The following is a 23,258-nucleotide window of genomic DNA, read 5'->3' on the forward strand; positions in this document are numbered from 1 at the left end:
TAGCCGAAACGTAGAGCAGGGCTAGCAGCAGGGCTGCCAAGCGTTTGATAAGCATAAAAATAGCATAACTAAACGTCGGGCTGGCACAGGAAGCCTCTGTAATTAAGAATTAAGCCTGACAAGGTGCTTCCTTCATCAGCCTGACACACTTTAAGGGAAGATTATTTCGTGAGTTCGGCCTTCAGCGCCGCTATGACGTCGGGGTTTGGCAGGCAGTTTTTAAATTTGATGTCTTCCAGAATAACCGGCAGGTCGGCGGCGCTTTTTACATCCACCGGGTAGGGTGGCTTGATGCGCAGCAGCGCGGCAATGGGCTGGTCGCTGAAGCGCTTGTACGTCCAGCTGCACCAGCCAATGCCCACGCTGTTCAGGTTGTGGGCCGCTTCGCCCATCCACTGGGCCGAGTTTTCGCCGGTTTCGCCCACCCACACCGGCACCTGCTGGCTTTCGCGGAAGCGCACCAGGTTGCCGATGGCCCCGAGCTGGTTGGCATCGGGGTTGCTGGCATCTACCGCATTGCTGAGCGGATACTTAGGCAAGATGCTGTAGCGGTGCGCGTTATAAACCAGGTTTTCGGGGTGGGTAAAGGTCTTCTTTTCGATGCCGTTGTAGTTGTTGCCGAAGCCATTGCCTTCGAGCAGGAGCAGGTGCTGGTCGCCAGCGGCGCGCACCGTATTAATAAGCCGCTCCAACATGGCCTGGATGGGCGGATTGCCGCCCGGCACGTTATTGGGCTCATTTACCAGGTCGTACATCGCAATGCGCCCGTCGTTTTTGTAGCGCCGGGCCAGGGTAGCCCACAGCCTGTTGGTCATATCCTGAAACACAGGCTCTTTCCAAAAGTCGAGCGGCTGTAGCGCGTCGGCAATGTTGGTATCGCTGCCCTGCGCGCCGGGCGCGGCGTGCAAATCCAGCACTGCGTACAGCTTATTGGCGGCGCACCAGGCCAGCGTCTGGTCAATAATGCGAATGGCTTCGAGCTTAGCGGGCTCTTTAAACAGCTCATCCTTCTGCTGCCATTCCTTCAGCTTCGCCAGGTAGTCGGCATACGGCACGGTGCCCCGAATGACGCCGTTGCGCACGGCCCGCTGGGCCGGGGTCAGAAAAAGGTCGTAGTGCAGCGGCAGCCGAATGCAGTTAAAGCCCTGCCGGGCAATGAAATCAATGTCTGCCTTCGTGATAAAGTTGGCGCGGTACTGCTGGTAAAAATGCTCTACCGCCGCGTCGCTTAGTCCGGCCTGGTAGAGTACTTTTTTCACCGAGCCCTGGGTGCCGACGTAGCCGGGCTTCATCATGTAGCCTTCCTGCAAAAGCCAGCCGCCGAGGTTCATGCCCCGCAGCAGCACTTCGTGGTGCCGGGCATCTACTATCCTGGGCCCTTCGGCGCGGAGCAGCGGGCTGGTGGTGGTTTGGCTAGCGCCGACCTGCGGTTGGGCCAGGCTGGGCAGGGCCGCGACAAGCGCGAACAGAGGTAGAATTTTCATGATGGGGGTGAGGTGCCCCGGCCGCGCCGTTAGTTGATGACGTAGGTGGCGATGGAGTGCGGCAGGCTGGTCGTTGTCGCGGCCTGGCCCTTCACCCAAAGCTGAAACTCCTGGGGCTTGTCGCCGCTGTTCATCACCACCACCGCTACCTTGCCGTCGGGGTTGCGGAAGGCCGTGGCTTGCAGCCAGTCGCGGTTGGAAGTGGTGGCAATGCGCCTGGCACCGGGGCGGATAAATTTCGAGAAGTGACCAATATAATAATAAATATTGGTATAAATTAGTTTTCCAGTTTTAGTATCCGCGATGATAGGCGCAAAGCAGAAGTTGCCCACGTGGTTGGGGCCGCCGGTTTCGTCGAGCAGCACGTTCCAGTCGGTCCAGCCCACGGTGCCGGCGTTGAAGTCGTTGAGCATGGAGTGCCCGTACTTCTCGCCCAGGCGCCACTCGTTGACCTGGTCGAGCTTAAAGTTCTCGATGCAGGCCTCGGTCAGCATCAGGTTGGTGGCGGGGTAGGTTTCGTGCACGCGGCGCACGTTGTCGAACAGCATGCCGCTGCCGGTCCAGGTTTCGTACCAGTGGTAGCCGATGCCCCACACGTATTTGGCGGCGGCTGGGTCATCGAGCACGGTGCTGGCCCGCTGGTACACCAGGTCACGGTTGTGGTCCCAGGCCAGGAGCTTGCGGCTGCCCAGCCCATTTTTTTGCAAGGTCGGACCCAGGTATTCCTTGATAAAGTCGCGCTCCTCCTCGGCCGTAAACACGCACGATTCCCACTTCTGAGTGGCCATCTCCTCGTTCTGCACCGTGAGGCCCCAGATGGGAATACCCTGCTTTTCGTAGGTCTGAATAAACTTCACGAAGTAGTCGGCCCAGGGCTGGCGAAACTGCGGCAGCAGCTTGCCGCCGTGCAGCAGGTCGTGGTTGGTTTTCATCCAGGCCGGGGGGCTCCAGGGGCTCACAAACAGCGGCAGCTTGCCGCCGGCCGCCGCCGTGGCCTGTTTGATAAGCGGAATCTTGTACTTTTCGTCGTGCTGCACGCTGAAGCTTTTCAGACTCACGTCGTTATCGGCCACGTAGGCGTAGCTGTCGCTCGAAAAATCGCAGCTGCCGATGTTGGTACGCGCCAGCGAGTAGCCGATACCCGTAGTGGGGTTGTAGTAAGCCTGCAAAAACTCCTGCTGCTGCGCTTTGGGCAGCTTAGCAAAGGTTTCGGCCGCGGCATCGGTGAGCGCCCCGCCGATGCCAACCAGTGTCTGAAACGAGTGGCTGGGGTCGACAAACACGCATACCTGGGTTTCGACGGGCTGCGCCGCCGGCGCAAAGCTCAGCGCGGGGCCGGCCGTGAGGCGCTGGTCGGTACCCTGAGCCGTGGTATATACCTGCGCTTTTTTGCCGGCGGCCGAGTAAGTCGTGGTTTGGGCCGCTGCGCGGCCCAGGCCCAGCGCCGATACCAGCAGCAGGGGCAAAAATTTAGAAGTCATCGGAAAGAAAAACGGGTGGGAAAAGGAGCCAGCGGCCGGTAGCGGCCGCTACCAAATATAGGTGGCTACCGCGCCCCCGTAGAGCGAGGTATTTACAACTTTCCCTTTGTATTGAATAGTAAAGCTTTGCAGCGTCGGGCCAGTATTGAGCACCACCAGGCAGCGCTTGCCGTTAGGCGTTTTATACGCCACATTCTGCAGGTTGCCCGGCACGTTGGTAGCCACGCGCACCGAGCCGGGGCGCACAAACTTGCTGCTGTGGGCCACCGTGTAGTAGGCCGGGTTGCGGGTTACTACGTCGCCGTTGATGGTAACAGCGCCCAGGCACTGGCTGCAGCCGCCGTTGGTGTAGGGGCCGTAGTTCTGGTCGCTGGCCAAGTTCCACTCCAGCACGTTGCGGCTCCAGTTGCGTACGGCCCCGATTTCGAGGTTGCTGACGTGGTAGCTCAGGTCGGAGGGGAAATTGCCGGGCGCCTGGGTCCACAGCTCGGTAAAGTACACGTTCTTGGTCGGGAAGGCGTCGTGCACCTGGCTCAGCACGCTGATGGGCGAATTTGGGCTGTAGAAGTGAAACGCCGAGCCATCGACGTAGGGGTTGGCCCCGGCAGGTGGCAAACAGTAGTTGCCTAGTTAACGGTCACGCGCTGGCTGCTGAACGTGATGCCTAAGGTATTTTGCAACATTGCTTCACTGAAAAACAAATTTTTGAGAAGGCAAATTTTCTCAGCCTCTTCTCGTGAATTACCTATTAGTTCCCCTTTTCAATAGGCGCAACATTGTTTCATTATTGCTAAAAAGTGCATTTGTGAGGTTTTGACAGGCTTTTAGGCTTGTGGTAGAAAGTGGTAGAAAGTGGTGGCTTTTTTAAAACGACTCGTACTTTTGTTATCCTAGGCGTAGTTCTGCTCGCCGGGCTATCCAACCACCATGCACCAGCTTCTATCCGGCGAATACGACTGCAAGCTCGACCCTAAGGGCCGGCTGGTGCTGCCTGCCAAGGTAAAAGCGGCCCTGCCCGATACCTACGCCAATCAGCTGGTGCTGGTACGGGGCTTTGAGCCTTGCCTGGTGCTGTACCCGCGCTCGGCCTGGGAGCTGATTCATGCTAAGGTGATGGCCCTGGATGAGTTTAACGAAGAATACCGGCAGTTTCAGCGTAATTTTTTCCGGGGCATGACCGAAGTTGAGCTCGATAGCATTGGCCGCTTTGGCTTGCCGGGCTCGATGCGCCGCTACGCCGGCCTCGAAAAGGAAGCCGTAATTGTGGGCCTCGGCAACCGCTGCGAAGTGTGGGACCCCGCCCGCTACGACGAGTTCCTGATAAAGGACCAGCAGGCGTTCTCCAAGCTGGCCCAGAAGTTCTTGTCCGACACCCCCGAAACGCCGGCCCTGCCCGGACTGGCCGTATGAGCACCCGTGCCAACGATACCGCCTACCATCGCCCCGTGCTGCTGGCCGAGTGCCTGGCCGGCCTCGAGCTGGTGCCCGGCGGCCGCTACGTGGACGTCACCTTCGGCGGCGGTGGCCACTCAGCACGTATTCTTGACCAACTAGTTGAGGGACATCTCTATAGCTTCGACCAGGACGAGGCGGCTGAGCGCGAGGCCCGGCAGCTGGCGCGGCCACAGTTTACCTTTATCCGGGCCAATTTTCGGCACCTGACGGCCGAGCTGGCCCAGCGCGATGCCCTGCCCGTCGATGGCCTGCTGGCCGATTTGGGCGTGTCGTCGCATCAGTTCGATACGGCCGAGCGGGGCTTTAGCACCCGCTTCGACGGGCCGCTCGACATGCGCATGGACCCGCACGATACCGGCGTGGCCACGGCCGCCGACGTACTCAATACCTACGACGAAGCCGCGCTACATCGCATTTTTGGTATGTATGGCGAGGTGACCAACGCGCGCACCCTGGCCGCTACCGTGGTGCAGGCTCGTCGCCAGCGCTCGCTGCGTACTATCCAGGAGCTAAAGCAGGCTATCCAGCCGGTAGTAGCGCGCGGTAAAGAAAATAAATACCTGGCCCAGGTGTTTCAGGCGCTGCGCATTGAAGTAAACGATGAGCTGGCCGCTCTGCAGGAAATGCTGACCCAGACGGCCCAGGTCCTGCGCCCCGGCGGGCGGCTGGTGGTGATGAGCTACCACTCGCTCGAAGACCGGCTGGTAAAGAATTTTTTGAGTCAGGGCAGGTTCTTTGGGCAAGCCGAGAAGGACCTGTATGGCCGTGTTAGTCTCCCTTTTGAGGCCATCACGCGCAAGCCCGTAGAGGCGTCGGCCGAAGAGGTAGCCGAAAACAGCCGCGCCCGCAGCGCCAAGCTGCGCATTGCAGTTCGAACTTCTATTCCCGCGTAAGCTCATGGCCGGCAATACGATGCGTCCACCAGCGGCAGGTCCGCCCCGCGCCAACACCGTGCGCCCCCCGCAGGCCCCCGCGCCTGAAGAATTGCCTGAGGCACCGGTGGCCGCGCCGCCCGTGGCCGCAGTTGAGCCGGTGCCCACCCCGCCCGTCGGGCCCAAAAAAGCCCGCAAGCCCGCGCCTGCTCCGGCCGAGTTTACCGCGCCGGCCTGGGAGCGGCACGAAGGCGTGACGGCGACCGGCTGGAGTCTGTTTTCGCTGCTCGACCGCTTCACGGGCCTCGATGGCCTGTTTCGGGAGGGCTTGCCGGTGCGCTTTCTGCCTAAGCTGCTGTTTGGGATGTTTCTTATTTTAATATATATAGGAAATACCCATTATGGCAACCGTATGAACCGCAACATTCAGCGGCTCAAGCAGGAAACGGAAGATTTGCGCGCCGATTATACTACCCTGAAATCGGATTATATGGAGGCCAGCAAGCAAAGCGAGGTGGCCCGTAAGGTCGCGGCCATCGGGCTGGTTGAAAGCTCATCGCCTCCTTTCCGCATTACGGTGCCGGCGGGCCGCCTCGATGAGGCGGAGCTGGAGTCGATGCCCGTGCTCACGGCCGATACTCTGGCGGCCCGCGCGGCCCGCGACTCGGTAGCGGCCTTCCGGGCCGATTCCATTCAGGGCCGTGCCCGCCGCCAGCAGCTGGGCTTGTCGGAGGATGATACGCCCGAGCTGGGAGCTCCGCCGCCCGGCCCGGCCGACGAGGAGGCGACTGCTGACGGTGTTGCTACCGGCTTGACTACCACCAATAAGACTGGCGCAGGAAGTAGAGCAGGAAGCGGAGGGGACAGGCAAAAAAGTATAAAAAAGTCTAAAAAGGCTTCTGGGCCTGCCCATCCGGCAGCCTCCAAGTCAACCAGCAACCAGAAGTCAGGAGCTAAAAACCATGAAAGGCAGCGTTAAGAAATCCATCGTTACGCGGGTACGGCTCGCGTTTCTGGGGGTGGCGCTGTTTTCCTGCGCTGTCGCCTGGAAAATCTCGCGCATTCAATACCAGGAAGGCGCCAAGTGGCGGGCGCTGGAGCAGGAGCGGCGCATCAGCTACCAGCCGGTGCCGGCCACGCGGGGCAATATATATTCTGATAATGAGAGTATTATGGCTACGTCGCTGCCCTTTTACCGGGTAGCCTGGGACCCCGGCGTGGTCGATGATGCCGTGTTTGCCAGCAACGTCGACTCCCTGGCCTGGCACCTGGCCCACTTCTTTGGCGACCGTAGTGAGCAGGAGTACAAGCGCAAGCTCGTGGATGCCCACCTCGACCATGAGGTGCGCTACCTGCGCCTCAACTCGCGGCAGATTAACTTTCAGGAAAAGAAGGAGCTGGCGGCCTGGCCCATCTTCCGGGCCAAGCGGCGGGGCGGGGTTATATTCGAAAAAGTAGATAAACGCTTCCGGCCCTTTGGCGGGCTGGCCCAGCGCACGGTAGGCTTTGTCAATGAGGACCGCAACGGGGCGGGGCTGGAGTTTACCTTTCAGCAAAAGCTGGCCGGCCGGGCCGGGGAAGCCCTGTTTGAGCGGGTGCCGGGCGGCCTCAAGCCGGTATATGATGGCACCGAAATAAAGCCCCAGCCGGGCTACGATGTCAAAACGACCCTCGACATCAACCTGCAGGACGGGGCTGAGGACGCGCTTTATAAGTCGCTGGTAGCCAACGATGCCAAGTATGGCTGCGCCATTCTGATGGAGGTGAAGACCGGGGCCATAAAAGCGGTGGCCAACCTCGGCAAAGCCGCCGACGGCACTTATAAGGAAGACTATAACTACGCCTTTGCCGACCAGGGCCGCACCGAGCCGGGCTCGACTTTCAAGCTGGCCTCGATGATGGCCGTGCTGGAAGCCGACCCCGCGCTGAAGCTCGACGACATGGTGGATACCGGCCCCGGCCGGATGCTGATTGGCGGCGCGGTCAAAACCGACTCGCACGCCAATGGCCGCATCACGGTGCAGCAGGTGTTTGAGAAGTCGAGCAACATTGGCGTGGCGCGGCTGGTGCAGGAGCATTTTGCCAGCAACCCCACGCAGTACACCGATTACCTCAAGCGCTTCGGCCTCGACAAGCCGCTGGGCTTTCAGATGAGCGGCGAAGCGCTGCCCTACGTGAAAGACCCGCGCGACCGCAGTTGGAGCCGCACCTCGCTCTCTACCATGGCCATTGGCTACGAGCTGAAGCTGGCCCCGCTGCAAACCCTGGCTTTTTACAATGCCGTGGCCAATGGCGGCGTGAAGGTGGCGCCCATGATTGTGAAGGAAATAAAGCAGGCCGACCAGGTAGTGGAGCATTTCGACACGCAGGTGCTTATTCCAAAAATCTGCTCCGATGCCACCTTACGCAAGCTGCACGCCATGATGGAAGGCGTGGTGCTGCAAGGCACGGCCAAGGCTATCCGGCCCAAAGACTACAGCATTGCCGGCAAAACGGGCACGGCCTGGAAGTTCAAGAACGGCCAGTATACCAAGACGTATTCGACCAGCTTTTGCGGCTTCTTTCCGGCCGACAAGCCCAAGTACAGCTGCATCGTGGTCATTGACTCGCCGAGCAAGGGACGCATCTACGGCGGCGATGTGGCCGCCCCGGTATTTCGCGACATTGCCGACCGCTGCATGGCCCGCGACCAGGCCAGCCAGCGGCCTATGCTGGCCCGGGTGCCCGCCCGGCGCACGCCCGTGCCGCTGGTGCGCGCCGGCCTGCAGGAAGAAATAGCGTTGGTTTGCCAGAAAATAGGCCTGCCCGGCCTAACCCACGCCACCGGTGGTGAGGAGTGGGTGCGCGCTACCGCGGCAGTGGACACGGCTTTTGTAGCCCGCACGGTGGCCTTGCGCCCCGATGCCAGCGTGGCCCATCCCGGCCGCATGCCCGACGTGCGCGGCCTGACGCTGCGCGATGCGCTGTTTTTGCTCGAAAACCGGGGTATGAGCGTGCAAAGCAGGGGCTCGGGCCGGGTGCGCGAGCAGTCACTGGCGCCGGGTGAGCCCGTTCGGCGTGGCCTCGCAGTGGGCCTGATACTGGCGCCCACTGCCGCGCCCACGGCCGCCCCACTGGCCCTGCCCGCCCCGCTACACACGGAAATTGCCGAAAACACGCTGCTTATTCCGGCCGAAAATACCAGCCATGCCAAGGTAGCCCGGCCAGCCGCCGCTGCCAAGGCTAAGCCAACGGCCACCAGGCCGGCTGCTCCCAGGCCGGCTGCCATTGAAACGGCGAAGGAAAAGGCTGCCGCGCCAGCTAAAGCCAGCAAAAAGCCGGCTCCGGCGGCCCGGCCCAAAAAACCGGCGGCGCCCGAAAAGGCTGATAGTCGAACCACTCAGCGCCCGCCCGCTCCGACGTCCGCAGCCGGCAGCGCCCTGGTAAAAGCAAAGGCCAATACGGCCCTCAAAGCTAAAACCCCCAAACGCGCATGAGCACGCTGCCGCTATTTGCCCTGCTCGCCGAAATTCCGGTGCTTGCCCAGCACGGCAACCCCGATGTGCCCGTGGCCGGCCTCACCCTCGACTCGCGCCGGGCCGGGCCGGGGCAGCTGTTCTGTGCCCTGCGCGGCACCGCCACCGATGGGCATATGTTTATCGACCAGGCGGTGGCCCAGGGGGCAGCGGTGGTGGTATGCGAAGCGCTGCCCGCGCAGCTGCATGCTGCCACTACCTATGTGCAGGTAGCCGACAGCGCCGCCGCGCTCGGGCCCATTGCCAGCGCCTTCTACGGCCACCCGTCGCGCCAGCTTACGCTGGTGGGCGTAACCGGTACCAACGGCAAAACCACCTGCGCCACGCTGCTGCACAAGCTGCTGCGCGAGCTGGGCTATCATGCCGGCCTGCTGGGCACGGTGCAGAATCAGATTGACGAAACCGTGGTGGCCAGCACGCACACCACGCCCGATGCCATCCGGCTCAATGAGCTGCTGGCGCGTATGGTGGCGGCGGGCTGCACCCACGCCTGCATGGAGGTAAGCAGCCACGCCGTGGCGCAGCACCGCATAGGCGGGCTGCGCTTTGCGGGCGGCATCTTCACCAACCTTACCCACGACCACCTCGACTACCACGGCACGTTCGATAACTACCTGAAGGCCAAAAAAGGCTTTTTCGATGGGCTGCCCAAAACGGCTTTCGCCCTCACCAATGCCGACGACAAGCGCGGGCCGGTGATGCTGCAAAATACCGCCGCCCGCCGCGCTACCTACTCGCTGCGCTCGGCGGCAACCTTCCGCGCCCGGCTGGTTGATAACGACATGGCCGGCCTGCACCTGGAGCTGGATGGCCGCGAGGTGCAGTTCCGCCTCATTGGGGTGTTTAATGCCTACAATCTGCTGGCCGTGTACGGTGCGGCCGTGCTGCTTGGCGAAGACCCCACCGAAGTGCTTACCATTCTCTCGGGCCTCACTACTGCGCCCGGGCGCTTTGAGCCGGTTACCGTGCCAGGCCAGGCTATCAGCGGCCTCGTCGATTATGCGCACACGCCCGATGCGCTGGAGAACGTGCTCCAGACCCTGCACCAGACGCGCCGGCCCGAGCAGCGCATTATCACGGTGGTGGGCTGCGGCGGCAACCGCGACGCCACCAAGCGGCCCATTATGGCGCGGCTGGCCGCCCAGCTTTCGGATGAGGTTATCCTGACGTCCGACAACCCGCGCGACGAAGACCCGCTCGCTATTCTGCGCCAGATGCAGGCCGGCCTTACCCCGCCAACCGATGCCCGCGTGCAGGTTATTGCCGACCGCCGCGCGGCCATCCGGGCGGCCGTGGCCCTGGCCCGGCCCGCCGACCTGGTGCTGGTAGCCGGCAAAGGCCACGAAACTTACCAGGAAATAAAAGGGGTGAAAACGCACTTCGACGACCGCGAAGAATTGCGTAACGCCCTACTTAGCAGTAAGAATAAGGAATGAAGCGCGGCAGCGGTAGTGCTGCCTCAGGCTACTCATTCCAAACTTCTCATTCACGATTAACATGCTCTACTACCTCTTCCGCTATCTGCACGAACATTATCACCTCACCGGAACCGGCGTGTTTCAGTACACGACCTTCCGCGCCGGGCTGGCCGTGGTAACGTCGCTGCTCATTGCCCAGCTGTTTGGCGGAAAGCTTATTAACGTGTTGCAGCGCAAGCAGGTGGGCGAAACGATTCGTGACCTCGGCCTGCAAGGGCAAAATGAGAAAAAGGGTACGCCTACCATGGGCGGTCTGATTATTCTGCTGGCTATTCTGGTGCCGGTGCTGCTTTTTGCCCGCCTGCGCAATATCTACATTATCCTGATGCTGCTCAGCACCGTATGGCTCGGGCTTATTGGCTTTCTCGACGACTACATCAAGGTTTTTCGCAAAAACAAAGAAGGGCTGAGTGGGCGGTTCAAGGTGCTGGGTCAGATTGGCTTAGGCCTGACTGTAGGCTGGGTGCTCTACTACAGCAACGAGGTAACGGTGCGCGAATACCTGCTGCCCAACGGCCAGCTGTCGGCCGTTGATGCCAGCAAGGTTTTCAACGATGTGCACCTGATGATAACGACGGTGCCGTTTATGAAAAATAACGAGCTGAACTACGGCGACTTGTTTGCCACGGCGGGCAGCGCCTTCAAGGGTCTATACGGTATATTGTATATTCCAATCGTAATCGTCATTATTACGGCCGTCAGCAATGGTGCTAATATTACCGACGGCCTCGACGGGCTGGCCGCGGGCACGTCGGCAATTATTGGTATCACACTGGCAATCTTTGCCTTCGTCAGCGGCAACGCGCTGCTCGCAGATTATCTGGATGTCATGTTCATCCCCGACTCCGGCGAGCTGGTTATCTTCTGCACGGCCTTTGTAGGGGCCTGTATAGGGTTTTTATGGTATAACTCGTACCCGGCCCAGGTTTTTATGGGCGATACGGGCTCGCTGGCCCTGGGCGGCATTATCGCGGTGCTGGCCCTCATTGTGCGCAAAGAGCTGCTGATTCCGATTTTGTGCGGTGTGTTTCTAATTGAGAATCTGTCGGTTATCGTGCAGGTGAGCTGGTTTAAGTACACCCGGCGCAAGTACGGTGAAGGCCGCCGGCTGCTGCGCATGTCGCCGCTGCACCACCATTATCAAAAGCTTGGCTACCACGAATCCAAGATTGTATCACGGTTCTGGATTGTGGGCATTATGCTGGCGGTAATTACCCTGGTTACGCTGAAACTACGCTAATACTTATTCGCCGCTATGACTGCTGTCAGCAAAAATATTGTTATTCTCGGAGCCGCCGAAAGCGGCGTGGGCGCCGCTTTGCTGGCGCAGGCAAAAGGCCATACCACGTTCGTATCCGACCGGGGACCCATTCAGCCCCAGTATAAGGAAAAGCTCACCCAGGCCGGTATCGAGTTTGAGGAAAACCAGCACTCACTGGCGCGGATTCTGCTAGCCGATGAAGTAATTAAAAGCCCCGGCATTCCGGAAAAAGCAGCCGTTATTAAGGCCCTGCGTGAGAAAAATATTGCTGTTATTTCCGAGATAGAGTTTGCCAGCCGCTATACCAAGGCGCGGTTTATTGCCATTACCGGTACCAACGGCAAAACCACCACCACGCTGCTTACCTATCATTTGCTGAAGGAAGCTGGCCTGAGCGTGGGGCTGGCCGGCAACATCGGCTACTCGCTCGCCGAGCAGGTAATTACCGATAAGTTTGCCTACTACGTGCTCGAGCTCAGCAGCTTCCAGCTGGACGATACCAAGGATTTTCACCCCTGGATTTCGCTGCTGCTCAATATTACCCCCGACCACCTCGACCGCTACGACTACTCGCTGGCTAAGTACGCTGAGGCGAAGCTGCGCATTGCCGAAAACCTGGTTTCCGACGATTACCTGATTTACAACGCCGACGACGAGACTATCGAGCGCTTTCTGAAAACCGCGTTTATGACGGCTTTCCTGCTGCCTTTCAGCCTGCACCACCGTCCCGATTATCACCTGGCAGCTTACTACGAAGACGACTATACTCTGTGCCTGCACCTGCCCACCGACGACCAGCATCCCGAAAAGGTAAGCGTGAAGAACTCGCCGCTTATTGGCCAGCATAACCACCAGAATATGGCGGCGGCTATATTGGCGGCGCGGGTGGCCGGCGTGTCGCCCCGGCAGATTGAGGCCGCCCTGCGCTCGTTCAAAAATGCCGACCACCGCTTGCAGCTGGTGCGTGAAATAGCTGATATTCAGTATATAAACGACAGCAAAGCCACCAATGTAGAAGCCGCCTGGTATGCCCTCGACGGTATTAAGCGGCCTATTGTGTGGATAGCCGGCGGTACCGATAAAGGCAACGACTACGCCACCTTGCAGCCGCTGGCCGAGCAAAAAGTGAAGGCGCTAATCTGCCTGGGCGTAGACAATACCAAGCTGCGCGCCGCCTTCGAAAGCCATGTGCCGCACTTCGAAGAAACCCAAAGCATGACCGATGCTGTGCGCCGCGCCGCGGCGCTGGCGGCACCCGGCGATGTCGTACTGCTGTCGCCCTGCTGCGCCAGCTTCGATTTATTTAAAAACTACGAAGACCGGGGCCGGCAATTTGCCGCCGCCGTGCAGGCATTATAATTAAATCAGGACTTATGGAAACGACCCGTCTTACCTGGCTTCAGCGCAACCTTAAGGGCGACCCTATTTTGTGGGCCATCGTTATCCTGTTTTCGCTTATCAGCATCGCGGTGGTGTATTCGGCCACCGGCACACTGGCGTATCGCAACGAGCTGCACGGCCGCACGGGCTCGGTGGAGATGATTGTGTTGAAGCATAGTAGCTTGATTATCATTGGGCTGGCCTTAATGTGGCTGGCTCATCGCATCGACTACCGGCACTACTCGCGACTGTCGCTCTACGCGCTGCTTATTTCGGTGCCGCTGCTGCTGTTTACTTATTTTATGGGGGGCGAAACCAACGGAGCTTCGCGCTGGCTCACCATCCCGGTTATCAACCAGACCTTTCAGCCCTCCGACCTGGCCAAGCTGGCGCTTATCTCGCACCTGGCCAGTATGCTGAGCCGCCGGCAGCAGCACTTGCACGATTTTTGGAGTACGCTTTTTCCGGTAATGCTGTGGGTAGGCGTTATCTGCGGCTTAATTGTTCTGTCCAATGCTTCCACGGCGCTGCTGCTGTTTCTTACCTGCCTGCTGCTCATGTTCATTGGCCGCGTACCCATGAAGCAGATGCTGGTGATGGTCGTTATCGGCGTAGTGCTGGGCGGTGCCGGGCTGGCGGCCGGCCAGCGTCTCGGAACAGTAATGTCGCGGGTCACCAATTTTACCGATAAAACTAAAAAGCCTCAATTTCAGCTTGAGCACTCGTTTATTGCCATTGCCACGGGTGGCCTCACCGGCAAAGGCCCCGGCAAAAGCACCGAGCGCAATATTATGCCGCACCCGTATTCCGACTTTATCTACGCCATTATTATTGAAGAATATGGTATGATTGGCGGCTTGTTCGTGCTGTTTCTCTACCTGGCTTTTTTATATCGCGGATTAAAAACCGTGATGAACAGTCAGGGCGCATTTGGCGGCCTGCTCTCGGCCGGCCTGAGCTTTAGCCTGGTATTGCAGGCAATGGTAAATATGGGCGTGGCCGTGGGCCTGGGCCCCGTTACGGGCCTGCCGCTGCCTATGCTGAGCATGGGCGGTACCTCCCTTATTTTCACGGGCTTAAGCGTCGGTATTATCCTGGCCGTGAGCCGGGGCGAGCGCGAAACCCGCCCCATGGCCGGCGAGCCCGCCGATACGACCCGGATTACGAGTAAACGCGCGCAGTATGCGTAATCGTTAGGTGTTGATAAGTAATTGCAAAATATTGCATTTATAGTACATATTGATTATAAAATTTCCCTCCAGTAGCTCACAGCTTACTAATATGAAATTTATCATCTCCGGCGGCGGTACAGGCGGGCATATTTTCCCGGCGGTAGCAATCGCGAATGAAATTCGGCGGCGGCAGCCCAACGCCGAGATTCTGTTCGTGGGGGCCAACGGCCGCATGGAGATGACGCGCGTGCCCGAAGCCGGCTATAAAATAATAGGCCTTGATATCACCGGCCTGCAGCGCCGCCTCACGCCGCAGAATATTATGTTCCCGGTGCGGGTGTTTCGCTCGGTGCGCAAAGCCGGAAAACTAATTCAGGAATTTCGGCCCGATGCCGTGGTGGGAGTGGGGGGCTATGCCTCGGCCCCGGTGCTGCTGGCTGCTACCTCGCGCGGTATCCCAACTCTTATTCAGGAGCAGAACTCGTATGCCGGCCTGGTTAATAAATTGCTGGCGCGCCGCGTTGGCAAGATATGCGTGGCCTACGAGGGTATGGAAAAATTCTTTCCCTCTGAAAAGCTGGTGCTTACCGGCAACCCCGTACGCACGGAGATTGCCCAGGGTAGCCGCGAGGAAGCACTACGTTTCTTTAACCTTGACCCCGCCAAAAAAACGCTGCTGGTAGTGGGCGGTAGCCTGGGGGCCCGCACCCTCAACCTGGCCACGGCGGCGGCGCTGCCCCGCCTGCGCGAAGCCGGCGTGCAGGTACTCTGGCAAACTGGTAAGCTCTATTTTCTCGAAGCGCAGCAGCAAGCGGCGCCCTTTGCCGCCGACCGGCTGCAGGCGCTGGAATTTATCCAGCGTATGGACCTGGCCTACGCGGCCGCCGATGTGGTTATTAGCCGGGCCGGCGCCCTTTCAGTATCAGAGCTTTGCCTCACGGGAAAGGCCAGTGTGCTGGTGCCATCGCCCAACGTAGCCGAAGACCACCAGACCAAAAATGCGCTGGCGCTGGTGAGCAAGGGCGCGGCCGTACTCATCACCGATGCGCACGCCGCCGGGCGCCTCTACGACGAGACGTTACGCCTGCTCGCCGACCCGGTGCGCCAGCAGCAGCTTAGCCAGCGCGTGCTGGAAATGGCCCGGCCCAGCGCCACCACTGCTATTGTAGACGAGCTATTTAAACTGGTAAAAATCAATACCGACTAAAGCAGAGCGTCCGGCTTGGCCGGGCGTTCAAACCTCATAATGCAGCAGTTTCCCTACGTATTTTTCCTCGGCATCGGCGGCATCGGCATGTCGGCGCTGGCCCGTTGGTTTAAAGCCAATGGCCACCAGGTGAGCGGCTACGACAAAACTGAAACCCCCCTGACCCAGGCCTTGCAGGCCGAAGGAATTGCCGTGCATTATGCCGATGCAGTCGAAAATATTCCGTCGGAAATTCGGGAAAACAAGGCCCGTACGCTGGTGGTGCTTACGCCGGCTATTCCGGCCACCAGCCTGGAATGGGCCTGGCTGCGCGGGCAGGGCTACGATATCCGCAAGCGCAGCCAGGTGCTGGGCGTGCTCACCCAGGGCCGGCCTACGATTGCGGTGGCCGGCACGCACGGCAAAACCACTACCAGTAGCATGGTAGCGCACTTGCTGCGTCAGGCCGGCCTCGACGCCGGGGCTTTTTTGGGCGGTATCTCCGTAAATCTGGGCTCCAATCTGTTGCTGCCCAAAAGCGCCACGGCCCCGGTAGTGGTGGAAGCCGACGAATACGACCGCAGCTTTCTGACCTTGCACCCCGATGTAGCTATCGTGACCAGTACCGATGCCGACCACCTGGATATCTACGGGGAGCAAAGCGCGCTTATCGATTCTTTCTGTCAATTCGTTGGCCAGTTGAAGCCCGGCGGAACGCTGCTGCTCAACCACACTGCCGACGAGCGGGTGGCGGCGGCCGTGCCGCCCGGCACGCGGGTGCTGCGCTACGGCCTGGCGGCTGCGCCGCACCTCGACTTATTTGCTGGAAATATTACCACCGAAGGACATCAGTTTCACTTCGACCTGCACAGCCCACAGGGCGTCGTGGCGGGGTTGAAGTTAGCCGTGCCCGGCTTTCACAATATTGAAAATATGCTGGCCGCCGCCGCGGCCGCACAATTATTTGGAGTGCGTGAAATGCAACTCCCTGAGGCCGTGGCTACGTATCGGGGCGTTAAAAGGCGCTTCGAATTTATTGTAACCAGGGCTGATAAAGTATACGTAGACGACTACGCCCATCACCCGCGCGAAATTGAAGCTTTTCTGCGCTCGTTGCGCGCCTTATATCCCGGTAAAAAAATACGGGTTATTTTTCAGCCGCATTTATTTACCCGCACCCGCGACTTTGCCGAAGGGTTTTCAAAAAGCCTGAGTCTGGCCGACGAAGTAGTGCTGCTGGATATTTATCCGGCGCGTGAGCTGCCCATAGCGGGCGTAACTGCGGAAATGTTGCTCACGGCAATTACTTCGCCAGCTAAATCGCTGCAAACCAAGCAGCAAGTATTGGAAAATACCCGAAATAATTCTACATTTGACGTGCTGGCAACCGTAGGAGCCGGCGACATTGATACCCTGGTACCGCAGCTTAAAAAGCTACTGGATTCCACAGAAATTCCGCAAAACTAAAAAATATAATCTGCTCGTTTTATCTTCCTTTGTTTAGCTGAAGCTTGCGCTAATTATAGCGCGGGTGAGGCTGCAAAATAAACCAGATAAGGGCTAATATGCAATTTTATGGATATGACCGTTCGCAATCTGCTTGTCGCGCTTGCCTGCCTGCTGGGGTTGGGTAGCATGGCGGCGTTTGCGGCCTTTCGGCAGGCGCACCGCCCGGTGCAAAATGTAGTGGTAAACGTAGCCAACGAGTTCAATAATTATTTTATCAGCGAGCGCGGCGTAACAGCGCTCCTTACCAATGGCGGTAAAGAGCCGGTGCTGGGCACGGTGCCCGAAGGCCCGCGACTGCGCGAGCTGGAAAACCGGTTAAAGGCGCACCCTTTCGTGCGCGATGCGCAGGTGTACCGCGACCTCGCCGGCAATCTGCACGCCGACGTGCACCAAAACCGGCCCATCGCCCGTTTGGTACACCCCGATGACCGCCTCGATACCTACGTCGATGCCAATGGCCGGCGGCTGCCGCTGTCGCCGCTCTACACGGCGCGGGTGGCCACCGTGAGCCGGGCCGGCGGCGGCACGCTGCCCAGCAATTTTTTTCAGGATAGTACCAGCCGGGGCTACCTCGATTTTTTACGCTTTGTCGATGAGCATCCCTTCTGGCGGGCTCAGGTGGCCGAAGTTTTTGTGGAGCCGGGCGGCAAGCTCAGCTTTACGCAGCAGGTGGGCGACCAGCGTATCGAGTTTGGAGTCCCCGAAGATATTTCGGAAAAATTCGCCAAATTGATGGTATTTTACCGTCAAATTCCCTCAGTGCTAGGCTGGGATACGTACCATCGCATAAACGTAGAATACCAAAATCAAATAATTTGCGAGTAGTAACTGCCTGGTAACCAAAAATATATTTTTTATACATTCTGCTAACCAAATTAGCTACTGCTCTTTCACTGCCCACTCTGCCCCTATGCAACAAGATAAAATAGTCGTCGGCCTCGACATCGGCACCACGAAAATCTGCGCCTTAGTGGGCCGCAAAAACGAGTACGGTAAGCTCGAGATTCTGGGCATGGGCAAGGCCGTGTCGGAAGGGGTACAGCGCGGCCTTGTGTTGAATATCGATAAAACCGTAGATGCAATTAAGCGGGCCATCCGGCAAGCGGAAGAGCAGTCGGGCATCGACATTGGGGTGGTAAATGTGGGCATTGCGGGGCAGCACATCAAGTCGCTGCAGCACAATGGCTCCATTACCCGGCCCAGCGGCGACAATGAGATTACGCAGGACGACGTGAACCGCCTCACCGCCGATATGTACCGGCTGGTGACCCCGCCGGGCTCGCAGATTATCCACGTAATGCCGCAGGATTATAAGGTTGACTTTGAAGGCGGCGTCACCGACCCCATCGGCATGGCTGGCGTGCGCCTGGAAGGTAACTTTCACATTATCACGGCTCAGAGCGCAGCTATCAACAACATTAATAAATGCGTGACCAAGGCCGGGCTGGCTATTGCCGACCTCATTCTGGAGCCGCTGGCCTCGAGTGTATCGGTGCTTAGCGACGAAGAGAAAGAGGCGGGCGTGGCGCTGATTGACATCGGCGGCGGTACTACCGACCTGGCCGTTTTCAAAGATGGTATTATTCGCCACGCGGCGGTGCTGCCCTTCGGCGGCAATATCATTACCCAGGATATCAAGCAGGGCTGCAACGTGACGCCCAACCAGGCCGAGCAGCTGAAGGTGAAGTTTGGCAAAGCCATTGCCGAGGAAGCCAGCGACTACGAAATCGTGAGCATTCCGGGCTTGCCCAACCGCCCGCCCAAAGAAGTATCGCTCAAGAATCTGGCGTATATCATTGAGGCCCGCATGTCGGAGATTATCGAGCTGGTATATGCCGAAATTTACCGGATGGGCCTGCAGGACCAGCTCTCGGCCGGCGTAGTGCTGACCGGCGGCGGCTCGCAGCTCCAGAACCTGGAGCAGCTGACCGAGTACCTCACCGGCCTCGATACGCGCATCGGCTACCCCAATCAGCACCTGGGTAAGGGTAAGATTGAGGATGTGAAGTCGCCCATGCACGCTACCGGCGTGGGCCTGGTGCTGGCCGGCTACCAGGCGCAGGACGAGCGCGTGGCGCGCCCCGGCTACGGCGAGGAAGAAATACCGCCTTACAGCTACCAGCCGGTGGCTCCCGTGGCGGCCCCGGTAGTGCCGAGCTTTACGCCCGCTCCGGCCGCGCCCGTAGCGCCGGCGGCTACGGCGCCCGAGGCCCCCAAGCCACCCAAAGAGCAGAAGGGACTCAAGTTCCTGGGCGACATTACGCGCAAGCTCAAGGGTATTCTGATTGACGATTTTGACGACAAGCAATATTAATCTCATTTAACAATTATCATTTAACATTTAACAGTTGGGCTTTGAGCCTTAGCAGTCTGTCTAGCAGGTTGTTATATGTTGAATGTTGGATGTTAAATGAATCTTTATGAATTTCACCTTCGACATTCCGGCCCAGAGCCGCTCCATCATCAAGGTGATTGGGGTAGGGGGCGGGGGCTCCAACGCCGTGAAGCACATGCATAAGCAGGGCATCAAGGACGTGGAGTTTATTATCTGCAACACCGACCGCCAGGCGCTCGAAAGCTCCACGGTGCCCAATAAGCTCCAGATAGGCGTGGACCTGACCGAAGGCCTCGGGGCCGGGGCCAAGCCCGAGCGCGGCCGGCAAGCTGCCCTCGAAAGCCGCGAGCAAATCCGGGAGCTGCTGAGCAACGGCACTAAGATGCTGTTTATCACAGCGGGCATGGGTGGCGGCACCGGCACCGGCGCCGCGCCGGTTATCGCGCAGGTAGCGCAGGAATTGAATATTCTAACCGTGGGTATCGTCACGGCTCCTTTCCTGTTTGAGGGCAAGAAGAAGCGCGACCAGGCCGAGCAGGGTATCAAGGAGCTGAGCGAGCACTGCGATACGGTGCTGGTGATTCTCAACGATAAGCTGCGCCAGCTCTACGGCAACCTGACAATGGGCCAGGCCTTCGCCAAGGCCGATACGGTGCTGACCACGGCCGCCAAGTCGATTGCCGAAATCATTACGGTGACGGCCGACGTGAACGTGGACTTTGAGGACGTGAAAACGGTGATGAAGGACTCGGGCGCGGCCGTAATGGGCAGCTCCGTGACGGAGGGGGAAAACCGCGCCCGCCGCGCCGCCGAGGAAGCTCTGAACTCGCCGCTGCTCAACAACACCGATATTCAGGGGGCGCAGCGCATTCTGCTCAGCATTATGTCGGGCGACCAGGCCGAGCTGGAAATGGATGAGCTGTCGGAAATCACGGAATACATCCAGGGCAAGGCCGGCGCAGATGCGGAAATGATTTTTGGCCACGGCACCGACGAAACGCTGGGCCAGAGCATTCGCGTGACGGTAATCGCCACGGGCTTTGCCCGCGAGGCGCACACCATCGCTACCAACGGCCGTGCCGAGGGCACGCCCGAGCCCGTAGCCGCCACGCCAGTGGCCGAAGTATCGGGTAACCTTGATAAGGACCGGCCGGCCCAGCCCGCGCCGGTAGCTCAAGCGGGGCCGGCCCCGGTAGTACCCACCTTTACCACGCCCGAGCCCGCGCGGGTAACCTACGAGCTGAACGGCCCGAACACGCCCAACGCCCAGACTGGCCTGGCCGGGGTGCCCATTACCGCACCCGGCGACCCGGTGCTGCTATCGGGCCAGCAAGCCGCTCAGCAGCCGGCGGCAGCCCGCCCCCGGCCGGCCATGCTGGAGGCTCAGGCCGAAGAGCGGCGCCGTCGCTTGCAGCAACTGAGCCAGAGCCAGGGCCTCTCGCCCGATGCCACCACGCACCTCGATACGCCGGCTTACCTGCGCCGCGGCCAGAAGCTGGAGCCCGTAACGCCGAGCAGCGCGCAAAATATCTCGCGCTTTAACCTAAGCGATGACAACGAGCTGCTGGGGGATAACCGCTTTTTGCACGATAACGTGGACTAAGGCTTGCCTTCGCTAAACGCAATGCTCACCCGGCCCCGCCTGACTTGTCAGACGGGGCCGGGCTGTTTAGCGCCCGTTGATAAAGCGTGCCGGGCAGCCTACCGGGTTTACTATATTGGATTGGAGGCCGGCCAGTAACTTTACGCCCATGTTTCGTACGTTGGGTGAGCATTATCGGGCGTTTCGCCGTCGGCGTAAGCTGGAAACCCTTCGTAGCGCCGATGCCGCTGCGCTGGAAAACCAGGCGCGGCCCGATGCCGGGCGGGTGCTGGTGCTGCGCCACGACTCTATCGGCGACTACCTGCTTTATCGCCCCTGGCTTCGCCGCCTGAGTGAGGAAGTGCGCAAGAGAGGGCAGCACCTGACGCTGCTGGCTAATGCCGTATGGGCCCCGTTGGCTCGTGCCTGGGATGCCGACTGTTTTGATGAGCTGCTGGTGCTGGATACTGGGCGCTTTATGACCGACCTGGCCTATCGCCACGAAGTGCTTCACCAAATTGGGAGTAAGGGTTTTGGCGAGATAATCTATCCGCTGCACGTGCGGGAGCCGGCGGTCGAAACCTTTGTGCAGTTCTTAAAAGCTCCCGTGTGCATTGCCAGCGAGGGTTCGCTCCGGCCCGGCCCCGAGTACCAGTTGCTCGACGCAGGCTTCACGCTGCTGCTGCCCAGCACGCCGGCAGTGCTGTTTGAGTACGACCGCAACCGGGAGTTTTTTGAAAACTGGCGGCGCGCTACCGGGCTGGCTACCGAACTGCCCCAGCCCGCGCCTTTGCAGCTGCCCACCAGCGTGCAGCATGCAGTACAGGTAGCAGCAGGTACTCCTTATATAGTACTTTTTCCGGGAGCCAGTGCCCGGCGCAAGCGCTGGCCCCCCCGGCACTTTGCCCGGCTGGCGCAGGGCCTGCACCAGCGCTATGGCAGCCGGTATCGGCTGGTGCTGGCCGGCAGTCCTGCCGATGCCCGGCTGGCGCAGGAGATAGCCCAGGCTGCCGGCCCCACGGTGCCACTGGAAAACCAGTGCGGCCAAACCGACCTGCCCGGCCTGGCTGCCCTGCTAGCGGGCGCACGCCTGCTTATTAGCAACGATACCGTGGCTGCTCATTTGGCCGCGCAGGCCGGTACCCCCTGCCTGGTGCTGCTGATGGGGGAAAATTATGGCAAATTCTTCCCGTATCCACCGGCGCTGCTGCGGGCGCCGTGCCGCTGTCTGTTTCCGCCCAGCCAGGAAGCGCGGTTTGCGCAGGGTGACTTTAGCCGCCCCGCACACGACCCGGATATCCGGCTGATTACGCCCGCTCGGGTAGCAGCAGCAGCTGAGGAGCTACTAGGCTGACACTAACAGACATTTTCGGTGCCAGCCATTTCATAGGCAGGCCCTAAACAGCAGAAAGCCTAAAACGGGCTGGAAAAGCGCTTGTCGGTAATAATGGTGGAGTCGGTCAGAGTTTTCAGAAAGGCCAGCACCTGCCGCTTTTCGGTGGGCGTAAGGTCCATATGCGTGCCAAAGGGCGGGTCGTTGATACCCTGGATAAGGTTGGGGTCGAGGTTGGGGCTGGCCATCTGCACGTGGTCGGAGTAGTGGTCGAGCACTTCTTCCAGGGTTTTGAAGCGGCCATCGTGCATGTAGGGGGCCGTCAGGGCAATATTGCGCAGCGTGGGCGCGATAAACTTACCCTGGTCGACAGCCAGGAGCGTGATGCCACCCCGGCCGGGGTCAGCAAACGTAACGTCGAGGCCGTTATTGAAAAACTTACCTGCGTAGCCCGACGACATCAGCGGCTGGGTATGGCAGTGGAAGCACTCGGCCCCGCGCACCACGCCCGGCGCAATGTGCGTTGTGTAGAGCTGCAAGCCCGCTACCTCGTCGGCACTGAAGCCGGCGCGGGTAGCCACGTATTTATCGTAGCGCGAATTGCTGGAAATAATAGTGCGCTCAAACTGCGCCAGCGCCTTGAGCGTGAGCGCGGGCGTAATGGTTTTGGTGCCAAAGGCGGCCTCAAATAAGGGTGGGTACAAGGTGGTAGCCTGGAGCTTGGCTACGCTCGCCGCCAGCGGCTGATGCAGCTCAATGGTATTTTCAAGCGGCTTCTGGGCCTGGGTTTCGAGGGTGGTAAAGGCCCCGTCCCAGGTGAGCTGGGTGCTCCAGAGCACGTTTACCAGCGACATGGTGCCGCGCGGATTAGCTACGCCATCGACGCCTACGGCCAGCGGCAGGCCATCGGTAAAGGACTTGCTTTGCTGGTGGCACGAGCTGCAGCTCATGATGCCGGTGCTCGAAAGCGCTTTTTCGTAAAACAGCATGCGCCCCAGCGCCACCCCTTCGTTGGTGAGCGGGTTATCGGCCGGAATTACCGGGGTAGGAAAGCCGGCCGGTAGCGTAAGGGCATAGGCCGTGGGAGTGGGTACCACCGGCGTAGGCGTGACGGGGTCGATGCTGCCCTTGCCACCGCAGCCGCCCAGCAGCATGCCGCCGAGCAGGAAGGCCAGCACCCGAAGGTTAATAATAGTCATTATCCTATATAATAAA

At 59.6% G+C, this 23,258-nt stretch carries 18 protein-coding genes; 14 read left to right on the forward strand and 4 right to left on the reverse strand.

The genetic code is table 11. The annotated features are described in order from the left end of the window. Positions 1-161: 161 nt before the first annotated feature. Genes F6X24_RS07790 through F6X24_RS07800 form a run of 3 tightly spaced genes read right to left on the reverse strand, consistent with a single transcriptional unit; the run spans position 162 to position 3,580 of the window. Complete coding sequence (locus F6X24_RS07790; protein WP_151087468.1) at positions 162-1,484, reverse strand: glycoside hydrolase family 5 protein; 1,323 nt, start codon at positions 1,482-1,484, stop codon at positions 162-164. Positions 1,485-1,513: 29 nt separating this feature from the next. Further along, complete coding sequence (locus tag F6X24_RS07795) at positions 1,514-2,965, reverse strand: glycoside hydrolase family 30 protein (protein ID WP_151087469.1); 1,452 nt, start codon at positions 2,963-2,965, stop codon at positions 1,514-1,516. Between the two features lie 48 nt (positions 2,966-3,013). Next, positions 3,014-3,580 carry a glycoside hydrolase family 30 beta sandwich domain-containing protein gene (locus F6X24_RS07800; protein WP_151087470.1) on the reverse strand — a complete coding sequence of 189 codons (567 nt, stop codon included), beginning with the start codon at positions 3,578-3,580 and terminating at the stop codon, positions 3,014-3,016. 312 nt (positions 3,581-3,892) lie between these two features. Between F6X24_RS07800 and mraZ the strand changes: the two genes are divergently transcribed. The 14 genes from mraZ (at position 3,893) to F6X24_RS07870 (ending at position 22,064) form a co-directional block, all read left to right on the forward strand. Further along, positions 3,893-4,375 (forward strand): division/cell wall cluster transcriptional repressor MraZ, encoded by a 483-nt coding sequence (mraZ, locus tag F6X24_RS07805; RefSeq protein WP_151087471.1) that lies wholly within the window; start codon positions 3,893-3,895, stop codon positions 4,373-4,375. Then, the gene (gene rsmH / locus F6X24_RS07810) at positions 4,372-5,313 is read left to right on the forward strand and encodes a 16S rRNA (cytosine(1402)-N(4))-methyltransferase RsmH (protein WP_151087472.1); all 942 of its coding nucleotides are present in this window, start codon (positions 4,372-4,374) and stop codon (positions 5,311-5,313) included. The genes mraZ and rsmH overlap by 4 nt, the downstream gene beginning before the upstream one ends. After that, positions 5,285-6,271 (forward strand): FtsL-like putative cell division protein, encoded by a 987-nt coding sequence (locus tag F6X24_RS18940; protein WP_191906507.1) that lies wholly within the window; start codon positions 5,285-5,287, stop codon positions 6,269-6,271. Before rsmH ends, F6X24_RS18940 begins: the two co-directional genes overlap by 29 nt. Further along, positions 6,255-8,768 (forward strand): penicillin-binding protein, encoded by a 2,514-nt coding sequence (locus F6X24_RS07820; protein WP_317132523.1) that lies wholly within the window; start codon positions 6,255-6,257, stop codon positions 8,766-8,768. Before F6X24_RS18940 ends, F6X24_RS07820 begins: the two co-directional genes overlap by 17 nt. Continuing rightward, a complete protein-coding gene (locus F6X24_RS07825; protein ID WP_191906508.1) occupies positions 8,765-10,243 on the forward strand; it encodes a UDP-N-acetylmuramoyl-L-alanyl-D-glutamate--2,6-diaminopimelate ligase in 1,479 nt (492 codons plus the stop codon). Before F6X24_RS07820 ends, F6X24_RS07825 begins: the two co-directional genes overlap by 4 nt. A gap of 61 nt (positions 10,244-10,304) precedes the next feature. After that, entirely contained in the window at positions 10,305-11,525 is a 1,221-nt protein-coding gene (gene mraY / locus F6X24_RS07830; RefSeq protein ID WP_151087473.1) for a phospho-N-acetylmuramoyl-pentapeptide-transferase, read from the forward strand. A 15-nt stretch (positions 11,526-11,540) separates the two neighbouring features. Then, on the forward strand, positions 11,541-12,905 hold the full coding sequence (gene murD / locus F6X24_RS07835) for a UDP-N-acetylmuramoyl-L-alanine--D-glutamate ligase (protein ID WP_151087474.1): 1,365 nt from the start codon (positions 11,541-11,543) through the stop codon (positions 12,903-12,905). 14 nt (positions 12,906-12,919) lie between these two features. After that, complete coding sequence (locus F6X24_RS07840) at positions 12,920-14,116, forward strand: FtsW/RodA/SpoVE family cell cycle protein (protein ID WP_151087475.1); 1,197 nt, start codon at positions 12,920-12,922, stop codon at positions 14,114-14,116. 91 nt (positions 14,117-14,207) lie between these two features. Next, a complete protein-coding gene (gene murG, locus F6X24_RS07845; protein WP_151087476.1) occupies positions 14,208-15,305 on the forward strand; it encodes an undecaprenyldiphospho-muramoylpentapeptide beta-N-acetylglucosaminyltransferase in 1,098 nt (365 codons plus the stop codon). A gap of 39 nt (positions 15,306-15,344) precedes the next feature. Then, positions 15,345-16,751, forward strand: coding sequence for a UDP-N-acetylmuramate--L-alanine ligase (gene murC / locus F6X24_RS07850; RefSeq protein ID WP_151087477.1), 1,407 nt, complete (start codon positions 15,345-15,347; stop codon positions 16,749-16,751). Positions 16,752-16,865: 114 nt separating this feature from the next. Continuing rightward, positions 16,866-17,618, forward strand: coding sequence for a cell division protein FtsQ/DivIB (locus F6X24_RS07855; RefSeq protein WP_229725420.1), 753 nt, complete (start codon positions 16,866-16,868; stop codon positions 17,616-17,618). 85 nt (positions 17,619-17,703) lie between these two features. Further along, positions 17,704-19,107 carry a cell division protein FtsA gene (gene ftsA / locus F6X24_RS07860; protein WP_151087479.1) on the forward strand — a complete coding sequence of 468 codons (1,404 nt, stop codon included), beginning with the start codon at positions 17,704-17,706 and terminating at the stop codon, positions 19,105-19,107. Positions 19,108-19,213: 106 nt separating this feature from the next. Beyond that, positions 19,214-20,731: a cell division protein FtsZ gene (gene ftsZ / locus F6X24_RS07865; RefSeq protein ID WP_151087480.1), complete on the forward strand. Its 1,518-nt coding sequence runs from the start codon at positions 19,214-19,216 to the stop codon at positions 20,729-20,731. A 148-nt stretch (positions 20,732-20,879) separates the two neighbouring features. Next, positions 20,880-22,064, forward strand: coding sequence for a glycosyltransferase family 9 protein (locus tag F6X24_RS07870; RefSeq protein WP_151087481.1), 1,185 nt, complete (start codon positions 20,880-20,882; stop codon positions 22,062-22,064). Between the two features lie 59 nt (positions 22,065-22,123). On the opposite strand, the gene F6X24_RS07875 is transcribed toward F6X24_RS07870, so the two are convergent. Further along, positions 22,124-23,242: a cytochrome-c peroxidase gene (locus F6X24_RS07875; protein WP_151087482.1), complete on the reverse strand. Its 1,119-nt coding sequence runs from the start codon at positions 23,240-23,242 to the stop codon at positions 22,124-22,126. Between the last annotated feature and the right edge of the window lie 16 nt (positions 23,243-23,258).

Source organism: Hymenobacter baengnokdamensis, assembly GCF_008728635.1.
GTDB lineage: Bacteria > Bacteroidota > Bacteroidia > Cytophagales > Hymenobacteraceae > Hymenobacter > Hymenobacter baengnokdamensis.